This is a genomic window from Streptomyces litchfieldiae (genome assembly GCF_031845365.1).
GTDB classification, from domain to species: domain Bacteria; phylum Actinomycetota; class Actinomycetes; order Streptomycetales; family Streptomycetaceae; genus Streptomyces; species Streptomyces litchfieldiae.
The window spans coordinates 203,562-219,838 of the sequence record NZ_JAVREL010000010.1; the positions used below are offsets into that span (position 1 = coordinate 203,562).

Below are 16,277 nucleotides of genomic sequence, written 5' to 3' on the forward strand. Positions count from 1 at the left end.
AGCAGTTACGGCGCGGCGGCGGAGGAGAGGCACGGCATGGGCCAGACGCTGTCGGAGATCGTGGAGGCCGCGGCGGACGGCCGCTTCCCGCCGCCCGACGGCGGCACGACGGTGGTGCCGCAGGAGAATCACCGCGACGCGGGGGTGCTCGCGTTCACCGCGCACGCCGTGGTGTTCACCGACGAGGACCCGGAGTGGGTGCTCGCGACGCTGGCGGCCCTGGACTGCGACGCGCTGGCCGCCGCGATGAACCCCCGTTTCCTGACGGCGCTCCTGGACCGCACGGGGCGGGTCACCGACACCATCGACCTGCTCACGGTGGCCGATCCGCTGCCGGGCGAACCCTCGCTGGAACTGCGGGAGATGACGGACCGGGACCATCCCCGGGCTCAGCGGGCGCGCCGGCGCCGGGACGATGTGCGGGTCTGGGCGGCGGACGGCGGCGTGCTGGTGCTCGGCCGGGGCGTGGCGGGCCGCTGGGAGACGGCGATAGAGGTGGACGAGGCGGCCCGCCACCGCGGCCTGGGCCGCGCCCTGGCCACCGCCGCCCGCCATCTGGTCCCGCCGGGCGAGCCCGTCTGGTCCCAGCAGGCCGCGGGCAACGCCCGCAGCGTGCGGGCGTTCCGGGCGGCCGGCTACCGCCCGGTGGGCGCAGAGGCGCTGCTCCTCCCGGGCCGGGCCGGGGCGGTCAGCGCTCCAGGTAGGTGAGCACGGCCAGCACCCGGCGGTTGTCGTCGTCCGAGGGCGGCAGGCCCAGCTTGGTGAAGATGTTGGAGGTGTGCTTGGCCACGGCCCGCTCCGTGACGACGAGGCGCTCCGCGATGGCCGCGTTGGACCGGCCCTGCGCCATCAGCTCGATGACCTCGAGCTCGCGCGGGGTCAGCCGCTCCAGCGGCGAGTTGTGGCCGCCGCGCTGCGCCAGCAACTGCTGGATCACCTGCGGGTCCATGGCCGTGCCGCCGGCCGCCACCCGGCGGACCGCGTCGATGAACTGCTCGGCGTCGAAGACGCGGTCCTTCAGCAGATAGCCGACGCCGCCGTTGCCGTCCGCGAGCAGTTCGCGCGCGTAGAGCTGCTCCACGTGCTGGGAGAGCACCAGCACAGGCAGCCCCGGCTGCTCGCGGCGGGCCTGGAGCGCGCACTGGAGGCCCTCGTCCGTGAACGACGGCGGCAGCCGGACGTCGACGATGGCGACGTCCGGCTTCAGGTCGGCCAGCGCCCGGCTGAGGCCGGGCCCGTTGTCCACCGCGGCCGCGATCTGGAAGTCGTGCGCCTCCAGGAGGCGGACCAGACCGTCCCGAAGAAGGAAGAGATCTTCGGCGAGGACAACGCGCACAGGTGTTCTCCGTTTCAGTGGTGTGGAGCGCCCAGCCTAACGGCGCGGCACGACGGTCGACAGAACCGTGGGCAGGGTGATCCAGTCCGAGCTGACCACGCTCGCGCCCCGGCCGGCCAGTTCCCGGACGCGGACCAGCGCCTGGGCCGCGGTGGGGCTCGACTCGTGGATCGCGGGCGGCACGCGGTGGGCGTCCGTCATGATCAGCAGGTAGTGGCGGTCGGTGTACCAGGCCGTGTCGATGCCGCCGCCCACGTATGTGCTGGCGTCGCCGTCGAAGACCACGAACCACGGCCGCAGGGAGGCGTCGGCGTAGCGGGCGACGCGCGGGTCGCCCGGCTCCGCGCCGTGCACGGCGGGGAACGCGGCGGCCCGGTCGGGGGTGCCTGCCGCGGCCGAGTCGCGCAGGTGGGCGGCGTACTCCACGTCCGTCCACAGCCCGTCGAACGGGTTGCCCTCCTCCACGGTGCCCGGTATGAGGTGAATGATGAACCTGCCAGCCAGCTCCTCCCGGGAGGGGAAGTCCTCCGCCCGCACGGCCGTGTCCAGGTCGGCGTGGCCGGCGGCCAGTTCGGCCGGGCGGTAGACCGCGTTGCCCAGGATCTCGTTGATCAGCGCGTCGAGTTCGTCGGGGCCGCGGCCGAGGTTGTCCGCGAAGCCGTCCTTGAGCTCGATGGAGCGACAGCGTAATGACGTTCGAGTGCGGTCAGGTAACGGGCAGGCGGAGTCCGGCTGACCGGCGGCTCAGCGGAGGGTGGTGCGGCGGCCCGGCTCGGTCAGCGCGCAGGGGATTTCGATGGTGACCAGCGTGGGGCCGCCGACGGGGCTGCTGAGGGCCAGCACGCCGTCGAACGCGCCGAGCCGGCGCTCCAGCCCGCGCAGTCCGCTGCCCCCCTCCGGGCTGGCGCCGCCGCGGCCGTTGTCGGTGATGGCGATGCGCAGCGTCTGGTCCTTGCGGCTGTAGTAGATGTCCAGCCAGGCGCGTTCGGCCTCGGCGTGCTTGGCGGCGTTGGTCAGGACCTCGCTGATCGCGAAGTACGCGGCCGACTCCACCGGCTCCTCCAGCCGGCCCGGCAGCTCGACGTCGACCTCCACCGGGAGCTGCGTGCGCAGCGCCAGGGCGCGGGCGGCGTCGCCGAGGCCGCGCTCGGCCAGCACCGGCGGGTGGATCCCGCGCACCAGGTCGCGCAGCTCGGACAGCGCCTCGGCCGAGTTCTCCCGGGCCTGCGCGAGCAGCCGCTTGGCCTGCTCCGGGTCCTTCTCGATCAGTGCCTCGATGGTGCCCAGGCTCATGCCCATCGCGACGAGCCGGGCCTGCGCGCCGTCGTGCAGGTCGCGTTCGATGCGGCGCAGCTCGGCGGCGGAGTTGTCCAGCGCGTCGTGCCGGGTCTCGGTCAGCCGGGCCACGCGCTGGGCCAGCAGCCGCTTCTCGGAGGCGCCGATGAGGGCGCGGGTGAGGTAGAAGTGGCCGCGGATCAGCAGCGGGTTGTAGAAGAGGCCGACCACGCCGAGGCCGATGCCGGTGAGGGCGGCCAGCACGGCGGTGAACCACGAGCTGATCGGCACGAACGCGAACCAGAACGTGCCCCCGGCGTCGACGATGGGCCGCCAGACGCCGGCCACCAGGACCAGGCCGTAGAGGGCATAGCCGAGCAGGGTCCAGGGCAGCAGCGCCAGGATGAAGCCGGCGACGGCGTCGACGAGGAGCCAGCCCGCGTCGCGCCAGGTGGCCGGGTCCTTGAGCATGTGCACGGTGCGCTCGACCTGCCCGGCCAGGCCGGGGCGGGGGCCGCCGTGCAGCGGGCGGTAGCCGGCGTGGATGCTGATGCCGTACCAGTCCCGGGCGAACATGCGGCGCTGGTTGGCGTGGGCGCGGATCGCGTCGACGATCACCGGGGTGGTGAACAGGCCCAGGCCCAGCAGCACGAACGCCAGCGAGACCACGAAGAGCACGAACAGCAGCAGGGAGACACCCACCGAGAGCAGCGAGAGCAGCAAGCCCTGCGCGCCCGCCTTCAAGGCGTCCCGTACGCGTTGCCCGTTCATTCCTCGTGCCTTCCTGTCCTGCCTGCGCTGTGTACTCGTTACAGTCTGCTGCCTGTCGCGGGCGGGCGTCACGGGGGTGGGCCGCCCGGAGGGGCGGTGTAGCCAGGTACACCAAAGGCGCCCGCCGATGGCGGGCGCCCGTGGAGCCTCCCCGGAACCGCGGCCGAGCTGCCAGCAGCGGCCGGGGAGACGCTTTCGTGCGCGGAGCGGGCGGGTGGCCTCAGACCAGCCCGGCCTGCTCCAGCTCGGTGCAGACGGTGTCCACCAGGAGGCGGGTCACCACGTAGGGGTCGCAGTTGGCGTTGGGGCGGCGGTCCTCGATGTAGCCCTTCTTGTCCCGCTCGACCTGCCACGGGATGCGGACCGAGGCGCCGCGGTTGGAGACGCCGTAGCTGTACTGGTCCCAGGGGGCGGTCTCGTGGGCGCCGGTGAGGCGGTCCTCGACGCCGACGCCGTAGTTGCGCACGTGCTCCAGCGGCTTGCCCTCCTTGCCGAGGGAGTCGCAGGCGGCGATGATCGCGTCGTAGCCCTCGCGCATCGCCTTGGTGGAGAAGTTGGTGTGCGCGCCGGCGCCGTTCCAGTCGCCCTTGGCGGGCTTGGGGTCGAGGGTGGCGGAGATGCCGAAGTCCTCGGCGGTGCGGTAGAGCAGCCAGCGGGCGACCCAGAGCTGGTCGGAGACCTCCAGCGGGGACAGCGGGCCGACCTGGAACTCCCACTGGCCGGGCATGACCTCGGCGTTGATGCCGGAGAGGCCGAGGCCGGCCTTCAGGCAGTTCTCCAGGTGGGCCTCGACGACGTCACGGCCGTAGATCTCGTCGGCGCCGACGCCGCAGTAGTAGCCGCCCTGCGGCGCGGGGAAGCCGTTCTCGGGGAAGCCGAGCGGGCGGGAGCCCTTGAAGAACGTGTACTCCTGCTCGATGCCGAAGATCGGCTCCTGGGCGGCGAACCGCTCCGCGACGGGACGCAGCAGCGCGCGGGTGTTGGACGAGTGCGGGGTGTCGTCGGCGTTGTAGACCTCGCACAGGACCAGGCGGTGGTCGCCGCCGCGGATCGGGTCGGCGTAGGAGGCGACCGGCTTGAGCACACAGTCGGAGGAGTGGCCCTCGGCCTGGTTCGTGCTGGACCCGTCGAAGCCCCAGACCGGCGGCTCGGCACCATCTTCAACGATCTTGGTCTTGGACCGCAGCTTGGCGGTCGGCTCGGTGCCGTCGATCCAGATGTACTCGGCCTTGTAGCTCACGGTCGTGCTCCTCGGGAGGTCTGCGCGGGTGCGTGCGTACGCTGTCCACACCCTCGCGACCTGCGGTTTCCCCGTAGTTGCTCGCCTGTTAAGGCGATGTGAACCATGTTTCGGCCGTCCCCTTAGGGTGGGCGCCGACGCACGTCCGTGGAAACGAGAGAGGCCCGAACTATGAGAATCGGTCTGGTCGGTACCGGCCCCTGGGCTCGGCGGACCCAGGGGCCGGCCCTGGCGGAGCACCCGGAGGCCGAGCTGGTGGGCGTCTGGGGCCGGCGGCCGGAGGCGGCGGGGGAGCTGGCCGAGGAGCTGGGCACCCGGGCCTACGACGGCGCCGACGCGCTGTTCGCCGACTGCGAGGCCGTGGCGTTCGCGCTGCCGCCGGACGTGCAGGCGCCGCTGGCGGCGCGGGCCGCGGCGGCGGGCTGTCATCTGCTGCTGGACAAGCCGGTCGCGACCTCGGTGCCGGCCGCCCGTGAGCTGGCGGACGCGGTGGCGGCGGCGGGGGTGGCCTCGGTGGTCTTCTTCACCCTGCGGTTCGCCCCGGAGACGGCGGCGTGGGTGGCGGCGCAGAGCGCCACCGACGGCTGGGTGACGGGCCGCGCGGACTGGTTCTCGCCGGTCTTCGGCGGGGCGGACACGCCCTACTCGCACTCGGTGTGGCGCAAGGAGCGCGGCGCGCTGTGGGACGTGGGGCCGCACGCGCTGTCGCTGCTGCTGCCGCCGCTGGGCGAGGTGACCGGCGTGACGGCGGCGCACGGGCCCGGCGACATGGTGCATGTGGCGCTGCGGCACGCGTCGGGCGCCTCCAGCTCGATGACGCTGACGCACACGGTGCCGCCGCAGGCGTCGTCGGTGACGGCCGAACTGCGGGGCAGCGCGGGCATAACGACGCTTCCCGAACGCGGCGACGGCGGCGCGGTGCGGCCGTTCATGCGGGCGTTCGACGCGCTGCTGGAGTCGGTCGCGACGGGCGAGGCGCACCCGTGCGACGTGCGGTTCGGGCTCCAGGTGACGGAGATCCTCTCGCGCACGGAGGCGGCGCTGCCGACGCAGCGCGGCGCCTGACGGCGTCCGGCCGGGCGGCGCGGCGGGGCCGGACCCCGCCGCGTCAGGTCAGGTCCAGCTCCCACTCCTGGCCGGTCTCCGGGCGGCCGAACATCTCGTGCGGCCGCGTCCGCGTCAGCACGAAGCCCGCGGCCTCGTAGATGCGGCGGGCGCTGGTGAGGACGTCGTTCGTCCACAGCACCAGGCGGCGGTGGCCCGTCTCGCGGGCGAAGTCCACGCACCGGGCGACCAGCGCCCGGCCGGCGCCCAGGCCCCGGGCGTGCGGTTCGACCAGGAGCAGCCGCAGCCGGGCCGTTCCCGGGTCGCCGGGCTCGGCGACGCAGAAGACGCTGCCCACCGGCTCGCCGTCGTGCTCCGCGATCCAGGCGCCCTCCCGGGCGGGGTCGTGGTCGGCGGCGTAGCGCGCGACGACCTCCGCGACGAGCGCCTCGAAGGCCGCGTTCCAGCCGTACTCGGCGGTGTAGAGGGCGCCGTGGCGCTGGATCACCCAGCCGAGGTCGCCCGGCCCCGGCGCCCGCAGCCGGAACGTCTCCGGGCGCGCGGTCAGGCCCAGCAGCCGCGACACCGTGCGCAACGCCGCGTCCAGGTGGGCGCGTTCGGCCGGGGACAGCTTCTCGACCAGCGCCGCGGTCGCCGCCGTGGACCGGGTGTCCAGCAGGTCGGCGGCCGCGCGGCCGGCGCCGGTGGGGCGGACCAACTGGCGCCGTGAGTCGTCGGGGTCCCGCTCGCGGCGCACCAGCCCCGCCTGCTCGGCGCGGGTCAGCAGGCGGCTGAGCTGCCCCGGGTCCATGTCGAGGTCCTGCCGCAGCGTGGTCACGGGGGTCCGCTCGCGGCGGGCGAGTTCGTACAGGACGCGGGCCTCGGGCAGCGAGTGCGGGGTGCCGAGGCGGTGTTCGTAGTCCAGGGCGCCGATGAGCCGGGTGTAGTCGCGGTTGAACGCCCGGAGCCGTGCCACGATCTCGTTCATTGACTCAGTCAAACGTATACGGCTCGTGGGTGTCAACGCGGCCGTGCGTCGGCCTCCTCGCCCTCAACCGGCCGCGCCGGCGACCGCGTCCAGACGGTCGCCGCGCCGCGCCACTGCCTGCCGCGGCTGCTCGACCGCGGCCATGCCCTGGTCCGGCCGGCCTGATCCGGGGGTGTCAGGCGCTGGGCTTGCGGCCCAGCACCGTGACCACCTCCTGGACGTTGGCGAAGGAACGGTCGGCGGGCAGCCGCCGCACCGCCTCCATCAGGTGGTCCGGGGCGTTCTCCTCGGCCAGGACGTCCAGCAGCTCGTCCCGGTGCGCCGGGTACACGCCGACGCGCAGATGGCGGGCGAGCTCCGAGCGGAACTCCTCCTTCTCCTGCTCCTCCGTGCCTGCCCCGCCGTACGGCGGCACCGGGCCGCGGGTCAGCGCCGGATCGTCCTCGGCGGACGGCTCCGGATCGTGCCAGTCCTCGGCCCTGGTGGGGTGGTCACCGCGCAGCATGCCCTGGAGTTCGTGCTTCATGACATCGTCCCGGTGGACGTTGAGTCGATCGCTGCCCCGTTGCTGCATGGCTGTGCCTCCTTGCCTGGGGAGACCCCCGGGTACCCGCCGGGGGCGCGCCGACACGGCCGTGTTTGACCGCCGAGCGCCGGGGAACCCGCGCCAGCGGCCGAGTGCGAGCGGCCTCGTGGGGGACACGAGAAGGCTCCGGGGCGGGAAAATCAGGGGTCCTGTCCCGGAGCCGACCCCCTTCACGGACTGTGCGGCCCGCCGCGCGCGTCAGTGCGCCACCAGCGAGGCCAGCACCGAGTCCAGATAGCGGCGGTCGTCCTCGCCGCGCGGCAGCAGCCCGGGCACGGCCCGCGCGAGCTGGGCGCGCCCCAGACAGCCGGCGTACACCTGGAGGCCGCGGTAGCGGGCCTCGGCCTCGGTGAGCCCCAACTCCCGGAATAACTCGGTCAGATACTCCAGCCGACGGGCGGTGACCCGGCGCAGCGCGGCCGCCACCCGGGGGTGCGCCGCGTCGCCGTACAGGCTCAGCTCGGCCGGGTCGTTCAGCATGGTCTCCGTGGCCGAGCGGAGCAGCTCGGTGAGCCGCGCCACCGGCTCCCGCCGCCGGCTCGGCGCCGCGGCGACCTCATCGGCGCGCTGCCGCTCCCAGCGCGTCAGCGCCGCGTCGATCAGCGCCTCCCGGTTGGCGAAGTGCCAGTAGAAGCTGCCCTTGGTCGTCCCCATCCGCGCCGCCAGCGGCTCGATCGCGATGGCGGCCAGCCCGCCGCCCTCGCGCAGCGCGCCCAGCGCCGCCTCCGCCCAGTCCTCGGCCGTCAACCGGCCCCGGCCCCCCCGTCGTTGTGGCATGGATGCACGGTAACGCACGGTTAGTCCATGCGGTGGCGCATGGTAGAGCTGGCGTGCGCGGAGCGTGCCGGCGGCCGGTGCGCCCCCGCCCCGCGCCCGGGCCCGGCCGGCCCGCTCGCCGGCCGGCTGTCCAGCGACAACGCCCCGGCCCGGCCCGCCCCCTGCGTGCCACGGCCGGCCACGGGGCGTGGGCGCCGGGGGTGGTAACGGTCCCATCACGTCCCGGCGTGTCAGTCCTTTCAGTCCTTCGCCGGCTGCCACGGGGGAGTGATCCCCCACTCCCAGCGCGGCATCGGGGCGGCGTTCAGTGGCGGCGGGTTGTCGCCGGAGTAGATCAGCGCCATCCGCGTGCCCCACTCGATGTAGTACGCGAACACCGCGCGGAACTCCGGGTCCGAGGGCAGCCCGGCCTCGTCCGCCGCGTCCATCAGCAGCGCGACCCAGCGGCGGCGCTGCTCCTCGGTGATACCCCGGCCCACATGGTGGCGCGCCATTCCCGCGTGCCCCCCGCGCTCCGCCGAGTAACGCGCCGGGCCGCCGAACACCTCGCCCAGCCACAGCGCCACATGCCGGGGGTGGTCCCCGCTCATCTCCGCGAACACCGGCTTCAGCACCGGATCCGCCAGCACCCGGTCGTAGAACACCTCGGCCAGCCGCAGGAACGCCTCCTCGCCGCCCGCCCACGCGTAGATGGTCGGCGTGCTCGACCCCGAACCGGCCACGCCGGTGGGCTCGTAGTGGCGCATCTCCTCGATGGCCGACACATACGGCCTGATCTCGGCGAAGAAGGCGCCGAAGTGCTCCCCGCGCCGGAAGCCCTCCAGATGCGCCTCGACCGAGGTCCAGCGGATCCGCAGGATGTAGCTCTCCGGCTCCTCCACACAGCGCGTCAGCTCGAAGTCCACGCACTCCGGCGCCGCGGCGAGCGGCACGGCCGCCCGCCGGTACGCCTCCTCGAACGCCGGGCCGCCGCCGGTGGGTATCCGGTACCGGATGTACTCAACGCTCGTCGTCATCTCCGCCCCTCCCGGCCGGCGCCGCCGGTGTCCTCGGTGTGCCCGGCGTCCGGGCCCTGGGAGCGTACCCGCCGCACCTGCGCCAGCGAATCGCGGAGTTCATCGAGCCAGTTGTCGGCGTTCCGGCGCACCAGCCGGACGCACCACGCCAGCGCGTCGCTGCGGCTGCGCGCCACCCCGCCGGCCACGAGCGTGTCGAGCACCTGCCGCTCCGGCTGCCGCAGCCGGGTCATGACGGGCGCGGCGAGGTGCGTGAACAGCGTCCGGTCCCCGCCGCACTCCACGCCCCACGACACCTTGCGCCGGAAACGCGCCTCGGCCTCCCGCGCCACCTCCATGCGCGTGCCCCGGGTGCGCTCCCGGAACTCCGCCGCCCGGCCCTCGCGCGCCGCCGCGCGCTCGGTCTCCGACGCCTCGCCGGGCAGCTCCGGCTCGGGGATCCGGCCGACGACGGCGATCTCCTCCCGGTCGGCCGTCACCTCCACCAGCTCGGTGAACAACCCCTCGGGCAGCCGCCCGGCGAACCAGCCGCGCAGCTCCTCTGTCTGTTCGTCAGTAATCATGTAATTGAGATTACAGGTCAGTGCTGTGGGGGCGCACCGGCCGATCCGGTGCGCCCCCACAGTCATCTCCCGCCCCGGGGCGGCCTGTTACCGCTGCTGGTCGCGGAAGCGGTACGTCGCGCGCTGGTGCCGGATGATCTCCTTCCAGCGCTGCGTGCGTTCGGCCCGCAGCCGGGCGTCGGTCCGGGAGGCCGCCCAGGCGTTCTCCCGCAGCAGCTTCCGGTAGCTCGCCAGCCGGCGGGCCGGCAGCGCGCCCGACTCCACGGCCGCCAACACCGCGCAGCCGGGCTCCGTTTCATGGCCGCAGTCGCCGAAGCGGCACTCCTCGGCCAGCTCCTCGATCTCGGCGAAGACCTGTCCCAGCCCCTCCGCCGCGTCGTGCAGGCCGACCCCGCGCAGCCCGGGGGTGTCGATGAGCACGCCGCCGCCCGGCAGCGGAATCAGCTCGCGCCGCACGGTCGTGTGCCGGCCCTTGCCGTCCTGCTCGCGGATCTCGCCGGTGGCCAGCACCTCCTCGCCGAGCAGCGTGTTGGCCAGCGTGGACTTGCCCGCGCCGGACTGGCCGAGCAGCACCACGGTGCCGGTGAGCAGCGCGGTCAGCTCGGCCAGGCCCTCGCCGGTCACCGCGCTGGTGGCCACGATGTCCACGCCGGGCGCCGCCGCGGCGGCCTCGGTCAGCGCCGCCGCCGGGTCGGCCGCCCGGTCGGTCTTGGTCAGCGCCACCACGGGCCGGGCGCCGCTCTCCCAGGCCAGGGCGAGCAGCCGCTCCAGCCGGCCGGCGTCGAGGGCGCCGGCCAGGGATACCGCGAGCACCACGGTGTCGACGTTGGCGGCCAGCACCTGGCCGCGCGAGTCACGGGCCGCCGAGGAACGCACGATGGCCGTGCGCCGCGGCAGCAGCGCCACCAGGCGCGGCTCCTGCCGCGCCTCCCCGGGCAGCAGCGCGGCCCAGTCGCCGGTGACCGGCTCCAGCCCGCGGTCGGTGGCCGCCCTGACCGGACCCCGCTCGGTGACGGCGTCGCACTGCCCGCGGTCGACGCCGACGACCCGCGCTGGCAGCAGACCGGCGGCCTCGTGATCGGCGAACTCGGCTGCCAGGTACTCGTCCCAGCCATGGGCGGACAGGCCGGAGGGATCAGAAGAAGAAGTGGAATGCGAAGAATGCACGGTGAGAGACCCTTGCGAAAAAGGGGCCCCGAGGACGGAACGGAGTCAGACCGGGGCCCGGGACGTGAGGATGGTCCGGGCGCTGCGCAGGGCAGCAGTCTGTGTGGCAGCCATCGAACTCACCTCCCGGTCTTCGTTGTTGGGCCCCCACCACGCGGGACCCGTGCGGCGCCAGGCTAACACAGCCCCGCGCACAGCACCCACGAGAAAGAGCCCCGCCCACCGGTCGGAGAACCGGCGGGCGGGGCCGAGGTGCGACGTTCGCGCGTGCTTACACGTCGAAGTACAGCTCGAACTCGTGCGGGTGCGGCCGGAGCTGCATCGGGGCGATCTCCTTCTCACGCTTGAAGTCGATCCAGGTCTCGATCAGGTCCGCGGTGAAGACGCCGCCGGCCAGCAGGTACTCGTTGTCCGACTCCAGCGCCTCCAGCACGGCCGGGAGCGAGGTCGGGACCTGGGGGAGCTCGGCGTGCTCCTCGGGGGCCAGCTCGTAGAGGTCCTTGTCGATCGGCTCGGCCGGCTCGATCTTGTTCTTGATGCCGTCCAGGCCGGCCAGCATCAGCGCGGAGAACGCCAGGTACGGGTTCGACGACGGGTCCGGCGCGCGGAACTCGACGCGCTTGGCCTTCGGGTTCGACCCGGTGATCGGGATGCGCATCGCGGCGGAGCGGTTCCGCTGCGAGTAGACCAGGTTGACCGGGGCCTCGAAGCCGGGGACCAGGCGGTGGTAGGAGTTCACCGTGGGGTTGGTGAACGCCAGCAGCGACGGCGCGTGCTTGAGGATGCCGCCGATGTAGTAGCGGGCGGTGTCCGACAGGCCCGCGTAGCCCTGCTCGTCGTAGAACAGCGGGGTCTCGCCCTGCCACAGCGACTGGTGGACGTGCATGCCGGAGCCGTTGTCCCCGAAGATCGGCTTGGGCATGAACGTGGCGGTCTTGCCGTTGCGCCAGGCGACGTTCTTCACGATGTACTTGAAGAGCATCAGGTCGTCGGCCGCGGCCAGCAGCGTGTTGAACTTGTAGTTGATCTCCGCCTGGCCCGCGGTGCCCACCTCGTGGTGCTGCCGCTCGACCTCCAGGCCGGCCTTCATCAGCTCCAGCGTGATCTCCGCGCGCAGGTCCGCGAAGTGGTCCACGGGCGGCGCCGGGAAGTACCCGCCCTTGTAGCGGACCTTGTAACCGCGGTTGCCGCCCTCCTCGATGGCGCCGGTGTTCCAGGCGCCCGCCTCGGAGTCGATGTAGTAGTAGCCGGCGTTCGACTTGGTCTCGAACCGCACGTCGTCGAACACGTAGAACTCGGCCTCGGGGCCGAAGTAGGCGGTGTCGGCGATGCCGGAGGAGGCGAGGTACGCCTCGGCCTTCTTCGCCACGTTCCGCGGGTCACGGCTGTACGCCTCGCCCGTGATCGGGTCGTGGATGAAGAAGTTGATGTTGATGGTCTTGTCCTTGCGGAACGGGTCCACCCGCGAGGTGGACAGGTCCGGGACGAGCGCCATGTCGGACTCGTGGATGGCCTGGAAGCCACGGATCGACGACCCGTCGAACATCAGGCTCCCGGTCGGGTCGAACGCTTCGACCGGCACGGTGACGTGCTGCATGATGCCCGGCAGATCGCAGAAGCGGACGTCGATGAACTTGACGTCGTTGTCCGCGATGTACTGATTGATCTCGTCGGCGTTCTGGAACATCCGATGTCCTCCTAGTCCCGGCCCCGGCGGGGCGGGAACGTGCAGCTCGGGAGTGGCCCAGTGCGTGGGCCTGCCGGGGCCGACCCTAAAGACACGCCATTTCTCAAGCATGACCCAATTGTTTCGCCGATGTTAACCGGACTTCTCATCTGATACCGCCGACGGCGGAGCCGGGCGCCCGCGCTACCGTTGAGGAGTGGACAAGCGGCAGGTAATTGGTTCCTGGCTCTCCGGGCCCCGTGCGGCGGCCGAGGACATGGGCGTCGACTTCGGTTACCGGGGGCAGCGCCTCGGCCTCCCCGAGACCGGCCCCGGCTCGGTGGCCCCGCTCGGCAGGCGGCTCGGCGCGATCTTCGTCGACTGGGCCATGTGCTCGCTGATCGCATACGGTCTGATCGCCGACCGGCAGGCGGAATCCGTCAGCAGCCCGGCGCTGCTGCTGTTCGTGATCATGGCCTCGGTCACCGTCGGCACGCTGGGCATGACGCCCGGCAAGCGGCTGTTCGGGCTGCGCGTCATCAGCGTCAACGGCGGGCGGCTGACGTTCCCCCGCGCGGTGCTGCGCTCCGTGCTGGTGGGCCTGGCCATTCCGCCGCTGATCTGGGACCGCGACGCCCGCGGCCTCCACGACCGCTTCGCCGGCGCGGTCCAGGTCCGGATGTGACGCACGACAGCGCGGTGACCTGACAACGACGAGCGGCCGGGGACGTGACGCCCCCGGCCGCTCGTACACGCGTCTGTGCGCGAAACCCGGGTGAAACAGTGCGGCGCGGACCGCGTCCTTCAGCGCCCGCGGCGCTGCACGTTCCCCTTCGGCAGCCGCATACCCTTGGGCATCGGGCCCTTCGGCAGCGGCATGTTGCTCATCAGGTCACCCATGGCGCGCAGCCGGTCGTTCACCTCGGTCACCCGGGGACCCGACAGGACGCGCGGGAACTTCAGGATCGTGGAGCGCAGCTTCTTCAGCTCCACCTGGCCCTCGCCCTTGCCCACGAACACGTCGTGCACCGGCACGTCGGAGACCACGCGGTTCATCCGGCGCTTCTCGGCGGCGATCAGGGTCTTGAGCCGGTTCGGGTTGCCCTCGCCGACCAGCACCACGCCGCACTTGCCGACCGCGCGGTGCACCACGTCCTGGTTCTTGTTGATCGCGACGGCGGGGGTGAAGACGATGCCGCGCCGCATGTTCTCCAGGACGGCCGCGGCGGCGCCCGGCTGGCCCTCCATCTGGCTGAACGCCGCGCGCTCGGCCCGCCGTCCGAAGACGATCGCCGTCGTCAGCAGCGCGACCAGGAAGCCCAGGATGCCGAGATAGATCGGGTGTCCGAGCAGAAAGCCGATGCCGAGGACCACGGCGAAGGTGCCCAGGCCGACGGCCGAGAGGATCCAGCCGATCCAGCGGTCGGCCCGCCTGGTCATCTTGTAGGTCAGGGCGATCTGCTTGAGCCGCCCCGGGTTCTCGGAATCCTGTTCCTTTTTTTCCTTCCGCGCCATGGCGCAAGTCTACGGGGCGGTGACCACCGCCGACCGCCCGGGGCGCGGGCGTTCAGGGCCGGGGAGCGGGCAGCACCGCGGGCCGCACCCGCTCGCTCGCGGCGGCCAGCGCGCGCTCCGCGTCCCGCCGGGCGGCCGCCCGCGCGCGGTCCTGCAACACCGCCGTCCGGGCATTCCGCAGCGCGCGGCGCCTGCCGCCGCGCAGCAGCACCCCCTCCAGCACGCGCAGCGTGCCGGTCACAGTCGGACGTGCCGGACCGACGAATTGCATGGCCAGTCCCCTCCCCGGGCGGTCGAACAACGTGCTTCTATTGTTATCGAACGGTGTTACCGGCCCATGACCCGGGGGTCAATGCCGGTGAAAGACCGGCCCTCAGGCCGCCGAGCGCTGCGCGACCGCCTGCTGGTAGAGCCGCCCGGCGCGGTACGACGAACGCACCAGCGGCCCGGACATCACGCCGGAGAAGCCGATCCGCTCGGCCTCCTCGCGCAGTTCCACGAACTCCTCGGGCTTGACCCACCGGTCCACCGGGTGGTGGCGCGGGGTCGGCCGCAGGTACTGCGTGATCGTGATCAGCTCGCAGCCCGCCTCGTACAGGTCGACCAGCGCCTGGCTGACCTCCTCGCGGGTCTCGCCCATGCCCAGGATCAGGTTGGACTTGGTGACCAGGCCCTCCTCGCGGGCCAGCGTCAGGACCTTCAGCGAGCGCTCGTAACGGAACGCCGGGCGGATCCGCTTGAAGATGCGCGGCACCGTCTCCACGTTGTGCGCCAGCACCTCGGGCCGGGAGGCGAACACCTCGGCCAACTGCTCGGGAACGGCGTTGAAGTCGGGGATCAGCAGTTCGACGCCGGTGCCCGGCGTCAGCGCGTGGATCTGGCGCACCGTCTCGGCGTACAGCCAGGCCCCGCCGTCCGGCAGGTCGTCCCGCGCGACACCCGTGATCGTCGCGTACCGCAGCTCCATCTGCCGCACCGACTCCGCGACCCGACGCGGCTCGTCCCGGTCCAGCTCGGCGGGCTTCCCGGTGTCGATCAGGCAGAAGTCGCAGCGCCGGGTGCACTGTTCACCGCCGATGAGGAACGTCGCCTCGCGGTCCTCCCAGCATTCGAAGATGTTCGGACAGCCGGCCTCCTGGCAGACGGTGTGCAGGCCCTCCCGCTTCACCAGCCCCTGCAACTCCCGGTACTCCGGGCCCATCGTCGCCCGGGTCTTGATCCACTCGGGCTTGCGCTCGATGGGGGTCTGGCTGTTCCGGACCTCAAGGCGCAGCATCTTGCGACCGTCGGGTGCGACAGCGGACACGTCCGGCTCCCTACCACTTTCGATTCCTCGGCGAACACCAGCGTACGCCTGTGCTTCTGTCTCCCGAACGGCACTTCGGCCGTCAGACGGCACGGGGCAGCGGCTCCGCCGTCTCCAGCACACCGCGCAGGTGCTTCTCCACTACCGGAAGCACCTCGGTCACCGGAACATTCCTGCCCAGCTCCTGGGAGATCGACGTCACACCCGCGTCCCGGATCCCGCAGGGCACGATGCGGTCGAACGAGGTGTTGTCCGGATCGCAGTTGAGCGCGAACCCGTGCATCGTCACGCCCTTGGCGACGCGGATCCCGATCGCGCACAGCTTGCGGTCCTCGTTGCGCTGCCCGGCGTTGGACGGCGCGTACTCCGGGCCGCTCAGCCGCGGGTCGAACTCCTCGTCGTGCAGGCGCGGGTCGAAGTCCAGCGACAGGCCCCCCAGCGTGCGCCGGGCGCCCCCGTCGTCCAGCGCGTCGCCCAGCACCCACACGCCGCTGCGGCCCTCCACCCGGGTGGTCTCCAGGCCGAACTCGGCGCACGCCCGGATCACGGCCTCCTCGATGCGCCGCACGTGCGCCACCACGTCAACCGGGCGCGGCAGCTTCAGGATCGGGTAGCCCACCAACTGTCCGGGGCCGTGCCAGGTGATCTTCCCGCCCCGGTCGACGTCCACCACCGGGGTCCCGTCCAGGGGGCGCTCGCTGTCCTCCGTGCGCCGCCCGGCCGTGTACACGGGCTGGTGCTCCAGCAGCAGACAGGTGTCCGGAATCTCATCCGCGAACCGCGCGGTGTGCACCCGCCGCTGCTCCTGCCACGCGGCGTGATACTCGACGGCCTCGGCGCCGAAACCCAGATGGACAAAGCGCAGCTCGCTCACGGCCGCGGCTCCTTCGTTTTCGTACACACGCTCTGCGTCTCGATCCCACTCTAAGCCCGCGAGGATGCCATTCCCCCGGGGCCCTCTGGCTCACACATATGGATGAATCCTCGGTCGAGGAGCCGACGAAACCGGGCAGGACCGTTACATTCA

Annotated in this window: 17 protein-coding genes and 1 pseudogene; 3 read left to right on the forward strand and 15 right to left on the reverse strand. The window is 72.5% G+C overall.

The features are described 5' to 3' along the window. Positions 1–36 precede the first annotated feature (36 nt). Positions 37–708 carry a GNAT family N-acetyltransferase gene (locus tag RM590_RS18705; RefSeq protein ID WP_311705757.1) on the forward strand — a complete coding sequence of 224 codons (672 nt, stop codon included), beginning with the start codon at positions 37–39 and terminating at the stop codon, positions 706–708. Here RM590_RS18705 and RM590_RS18710 read toward each other — a convergent pair. The 4 genes and pseudogenes from RM590_RS18710 to glnII all read right to left on the reverse strand — a co-directional run bounded on the left by RM590_RS18710 (position 689) and on the right by glnII (position 4,622). Further along, the gene (locus RM590_RS18710) at positions 689–1,336 is read right to left on the reverse strand and encodes a response regulator transcription factor (RefSeq protein WP_311705758.1); all 648 of its coding nucleotides are present in this window, start codon (positions 1,334–1,336) and stop codon (positions 689–691) included. The two genes, RM590_RS18705 and RM590_RS18710, sit on opposite strands and share 20 nt — an antisense overlap. A gap of 36 nt (positions 1,337–1,372) precedes the next feature. Then, positions 1,373–2,011 (reverse strand): annotated as a pseudogene (locus tag RM590_RS18715) (hypothetical protein); the annotation flags it as partial. 69 nt (positions 2,012–2,080) lie between these two features. Next, on the reverse strand, positions 2,081–3,382 hold the full coding sequence (locus RM590_RS18720; RefSeq protein WP_311705759.1) for a sensor histidine kinase: 1,302 nt from the start codon (positions 3,380–3,382) through the stop codon (positions 2,081–2,083). Between the two features lie 220 nt (positions 3,383–3,602). Next, complete coding sequence (gene glnII / locus RM590_RS18725) at positions 3,603–4,622, reverse strand: glutamine synthetase (RefSeq protein ID WP_311705760.1); 1,020 nt, start codon at positions 4,620–4,622, stop codon at positions 3,603–3,605. Between the two features lie 171 nt (positions 4,623–4,793). On the opposite strand from glnII, the gene RM590_RS18730 reads away from it, so the two are divergent. Beyond that, the gene (locus RM590_RS18730) at positions 4,794–5,687 is read left to right on the forward strand and encodes a Gfo/Idh/MocA family protein (RefSeq protein ID WP_311705761.1); all 894 of its coding nucleotides are present in this window, start codon (positions 4,794–4,796) and stop codon (positions 5,685–5,687) included. Positions 5,688–5,730: 43 nt separating this feature from the next. Here RM590_RS18730 and RM590_RS18735 read toward each other — a convergent pair whose 3' ends face one another. The 7 genes from RM590_RS18735 to glnA all read right to left on the reverse strand — a co-directional run bounded on the left by RM590_RS18735 (position 5,731) and on the right by glnA (position 12,450). Beyond that, positions 5,731–6,654, reverse strand: a complete 924-nt coding sequence (locus RM590_RS18735; protein ID WP_311705762.1) for a bifunctional helix-turn-helix transcriptional regulator/GNAT family N-acetyltransferase — start codon at positions 6,652–6,654, stop codon at positions 5,731–5,733. 175 nt (positions 6,655–6,829) lie between these two features. Then, positions 6,830–7,228: a DUF2795 domain-containing protein gene (locus tag RM590_RS18740; protein WP_311705763.1), complete on the reverse strand. Its 399-nt coding sequence runs from the start codon at positions 7,226–7,228 to the stop codon at positions 6,830–6,832. A gap of 210 nt (positions 7,229–7,438) precedes the next feature. Next, positions 7,439–8,017: a TetR/AcrR family transcriptional regulator gene (locus RM590_RS18745; RefSeq protein WP_311705764.1), complete on the reverse strand. Its 579-nt coding sequence runs from the start codon at positions 8,015–8,017 to the stop codon at positions 7,439–7,441. A 239-nt stretch (positions 8,018–8,256) separates the two neighbouring features. Next, entirely contained in the window at positions 8,257–9,033 is a 777-nt protein-coding gene (locus tag RM590_RS18750; RefSeq protein WP_311705765.1) for a group II truncated hemoglobin, read from the reverse strand. After that, positions 9,030–9,596, reverse strand: coding sequence for a hypothetical protein (locus RM590_RS18755; RefSeq protein WP_311705766.1), 567 nt, complete (start codon positions 9,594–9,596; stop codon positions 9,030–9,032). The genes RM590_RS18750 and RM590_RS18755 overlap by 4 nt, the downstream gene beginning before the upstream one ends. Before the next feature lie 87 nt (positions 9,597–9,683). Then, positions 9,684–10,763 carry a ribosome small subunit-dependent GTPase A gene (rsgA, locus tag RM590_RS18760; RefSeq protein WP_311705767.1) on the reverse strand — a complete coding sequence of 360 codons (1,080 nt, stop codon included), beginning with the start codon at positions 10,761–10,763 and terminating at the stop codon, positions 9,684–9,686. Between the two features lie 271 nt (positions 10,764–11,034). Beyond that, positions 11,035–12,450 carry a type I glutamate--ammonia ligase gene (gene glnA, locus RM590_RS18765; protein WP_311705768.1) on the reverse strand — a complete coding sequence of 472 codons (1,416 nt, stop codon included), beginning with the start codon at positions 12,448–12,450 and terminating at the stop codon, positions 11,035–11,037. Between the two features lie 196 nt (positions 12,451–12,646). Between glnA and RM590_RS18770 the strand changes: the two genes are divergently transcribed. Beyond that, complete coding sequence (locus RM590_RS18770) at positions 12,647–13,114, forward strand: RDD family protein (RefSeq protein ID WP_311705769.1); 468 nt, start codon at positions 12,647–12,649, stop codon at positions 13,112–13,114. A gap of 119 nt (positions 13,115–13,233) precedes the next feature. On the opposite strand, the gene RM590_RS18775 is transcribed toward RM590_RS18770, so the two are convergent. From RM590_RS18775 to lipB, 4 genes are all read right to left on the reverse strand, one after another. Then, complete coding sequence (locus RM590_RS18775; RefSeq protein ID WP_311705770.1) at positions 13,234–13,944, reverse strand: DUF4191 domain-containing protein; 711 nt, start codon at positions 13,942–13,944, stop codon at positions 13,234–13,236. Positions 13,945–13,996: 52 nt separating this feature from the next. Further along, the gene (locus RM590_RS18780; RefSeq protein WP_311705771.1) at positions 13,997–14,215 is read right to left on the reverse strand and encodes a hypothetical protein; all 219 of its coding nucleotides are present in this window, start codon (positions 14,213–14,215) and stop codon (positions 13,997–13,999) included. Between the two features lie 102 nt (positions 14,216–14,317). After that, positions 14,318–15,250 (reverse strand): lipoyl synthase, encoded by a 933-nt coding sequence (lipA, locus tag RM590_RS18785; RefSeq protein ID WP_311705772.1) that lies wholly within the window; start codon positions 15,248–15,250, stop codon positions 14,318–14,320. Between the two features lie 82 nt (positions 15,251–15,332). After that, positions 15,333–16,124 carry a lipoyl(octanoyl) transferase LipB gene (gene lipB, locus RM590_RS18790; RefSeq protein ID WP_311705773.1) on the reverse strand — a complete coding sequence of 264 codons (792 nt, stop codon included), beginning with the start codon at positions 16,122–16,124 and terminating at the stop codon, positions 15,333–15,335. Positions 16,125–16,277: the final 153 nt, after the last annotated feature.

Coding starts and splice junctions, on each gene's coding strand:
- RM590_RS18775 (WP_311705770.1), bottom strand. CDS start 13,944: ATGGCGCGGAAGGAAAAAAAGGAACAGGATTCCGAGAACCCGGGGCGG.
- RM590_RS18745 (WP_311705764.1), bottom strand. CDS start 8,017: ATGCCACAACGACGGGGGGGCCGGGGCCGGTTGACGGCCGAGGACTGG.
- RM590_RS18740 (WP_311705763.1), bottom strand. CDS start 7,228: ATGCAGCAACGGGGCAGCGATCGACTCAACGTCCACCGGGACGATGTC.
- RM590_RS18730 (WP_311705761.1), top strand. CDS start 4,794: ATGAGAATCGGTCTGGTCGGTACCGGCCCCTGGGCTCGGCGGACCCAG.
- RM590_RS18750 (WP_311705765.1), bottom strand. CDS start 9,033: ATGACGACGAGCGTTGAGTACATCCGGTACCGGATACCCACCGGCGGC.
- glnA (WP_311705768.1), bottom strand. CDS start 12,450: ATGTTCCAGAACGCCGACGAGATCAATCAGTACATCGCGGACAACGAC.
- RM590_RS18720 (WP_311705759.1), bottom strand. CDS start 3,382: ATGAACGGGCAACGCGTACGGGACGCCTTGAAGGCGGGCGCGCAGGGC.
- RM590_RS18705 (WP_311705757.1), top strand. CDS start 37: ATGGGCCAGACGCTGTCGGAGATCGTGGAGGCCGCGGCGGACGGCCGC.
- RM590_RS18755 (WP_311705766.1), bottom strand. CDS start 9,596: ATGATTACTGACGAACAGACAGAGGAGCTGCGCGGCTGGTTCGCCGGG.
- RM590_RS18780 (WP_311705771.1), bottom strand. CDS start 14,215: ATGCAATTCGTCGGTCCGGCACGTCCGACTGTGACCGGCACGCTGCGC.
- RM590_RS18735 (WP_311705762.1), bottom strand. CDS start 6,654: ATGAACGAGATCGTGGCACGGCTCCGGGCGTTCAACCGCGACTACACC.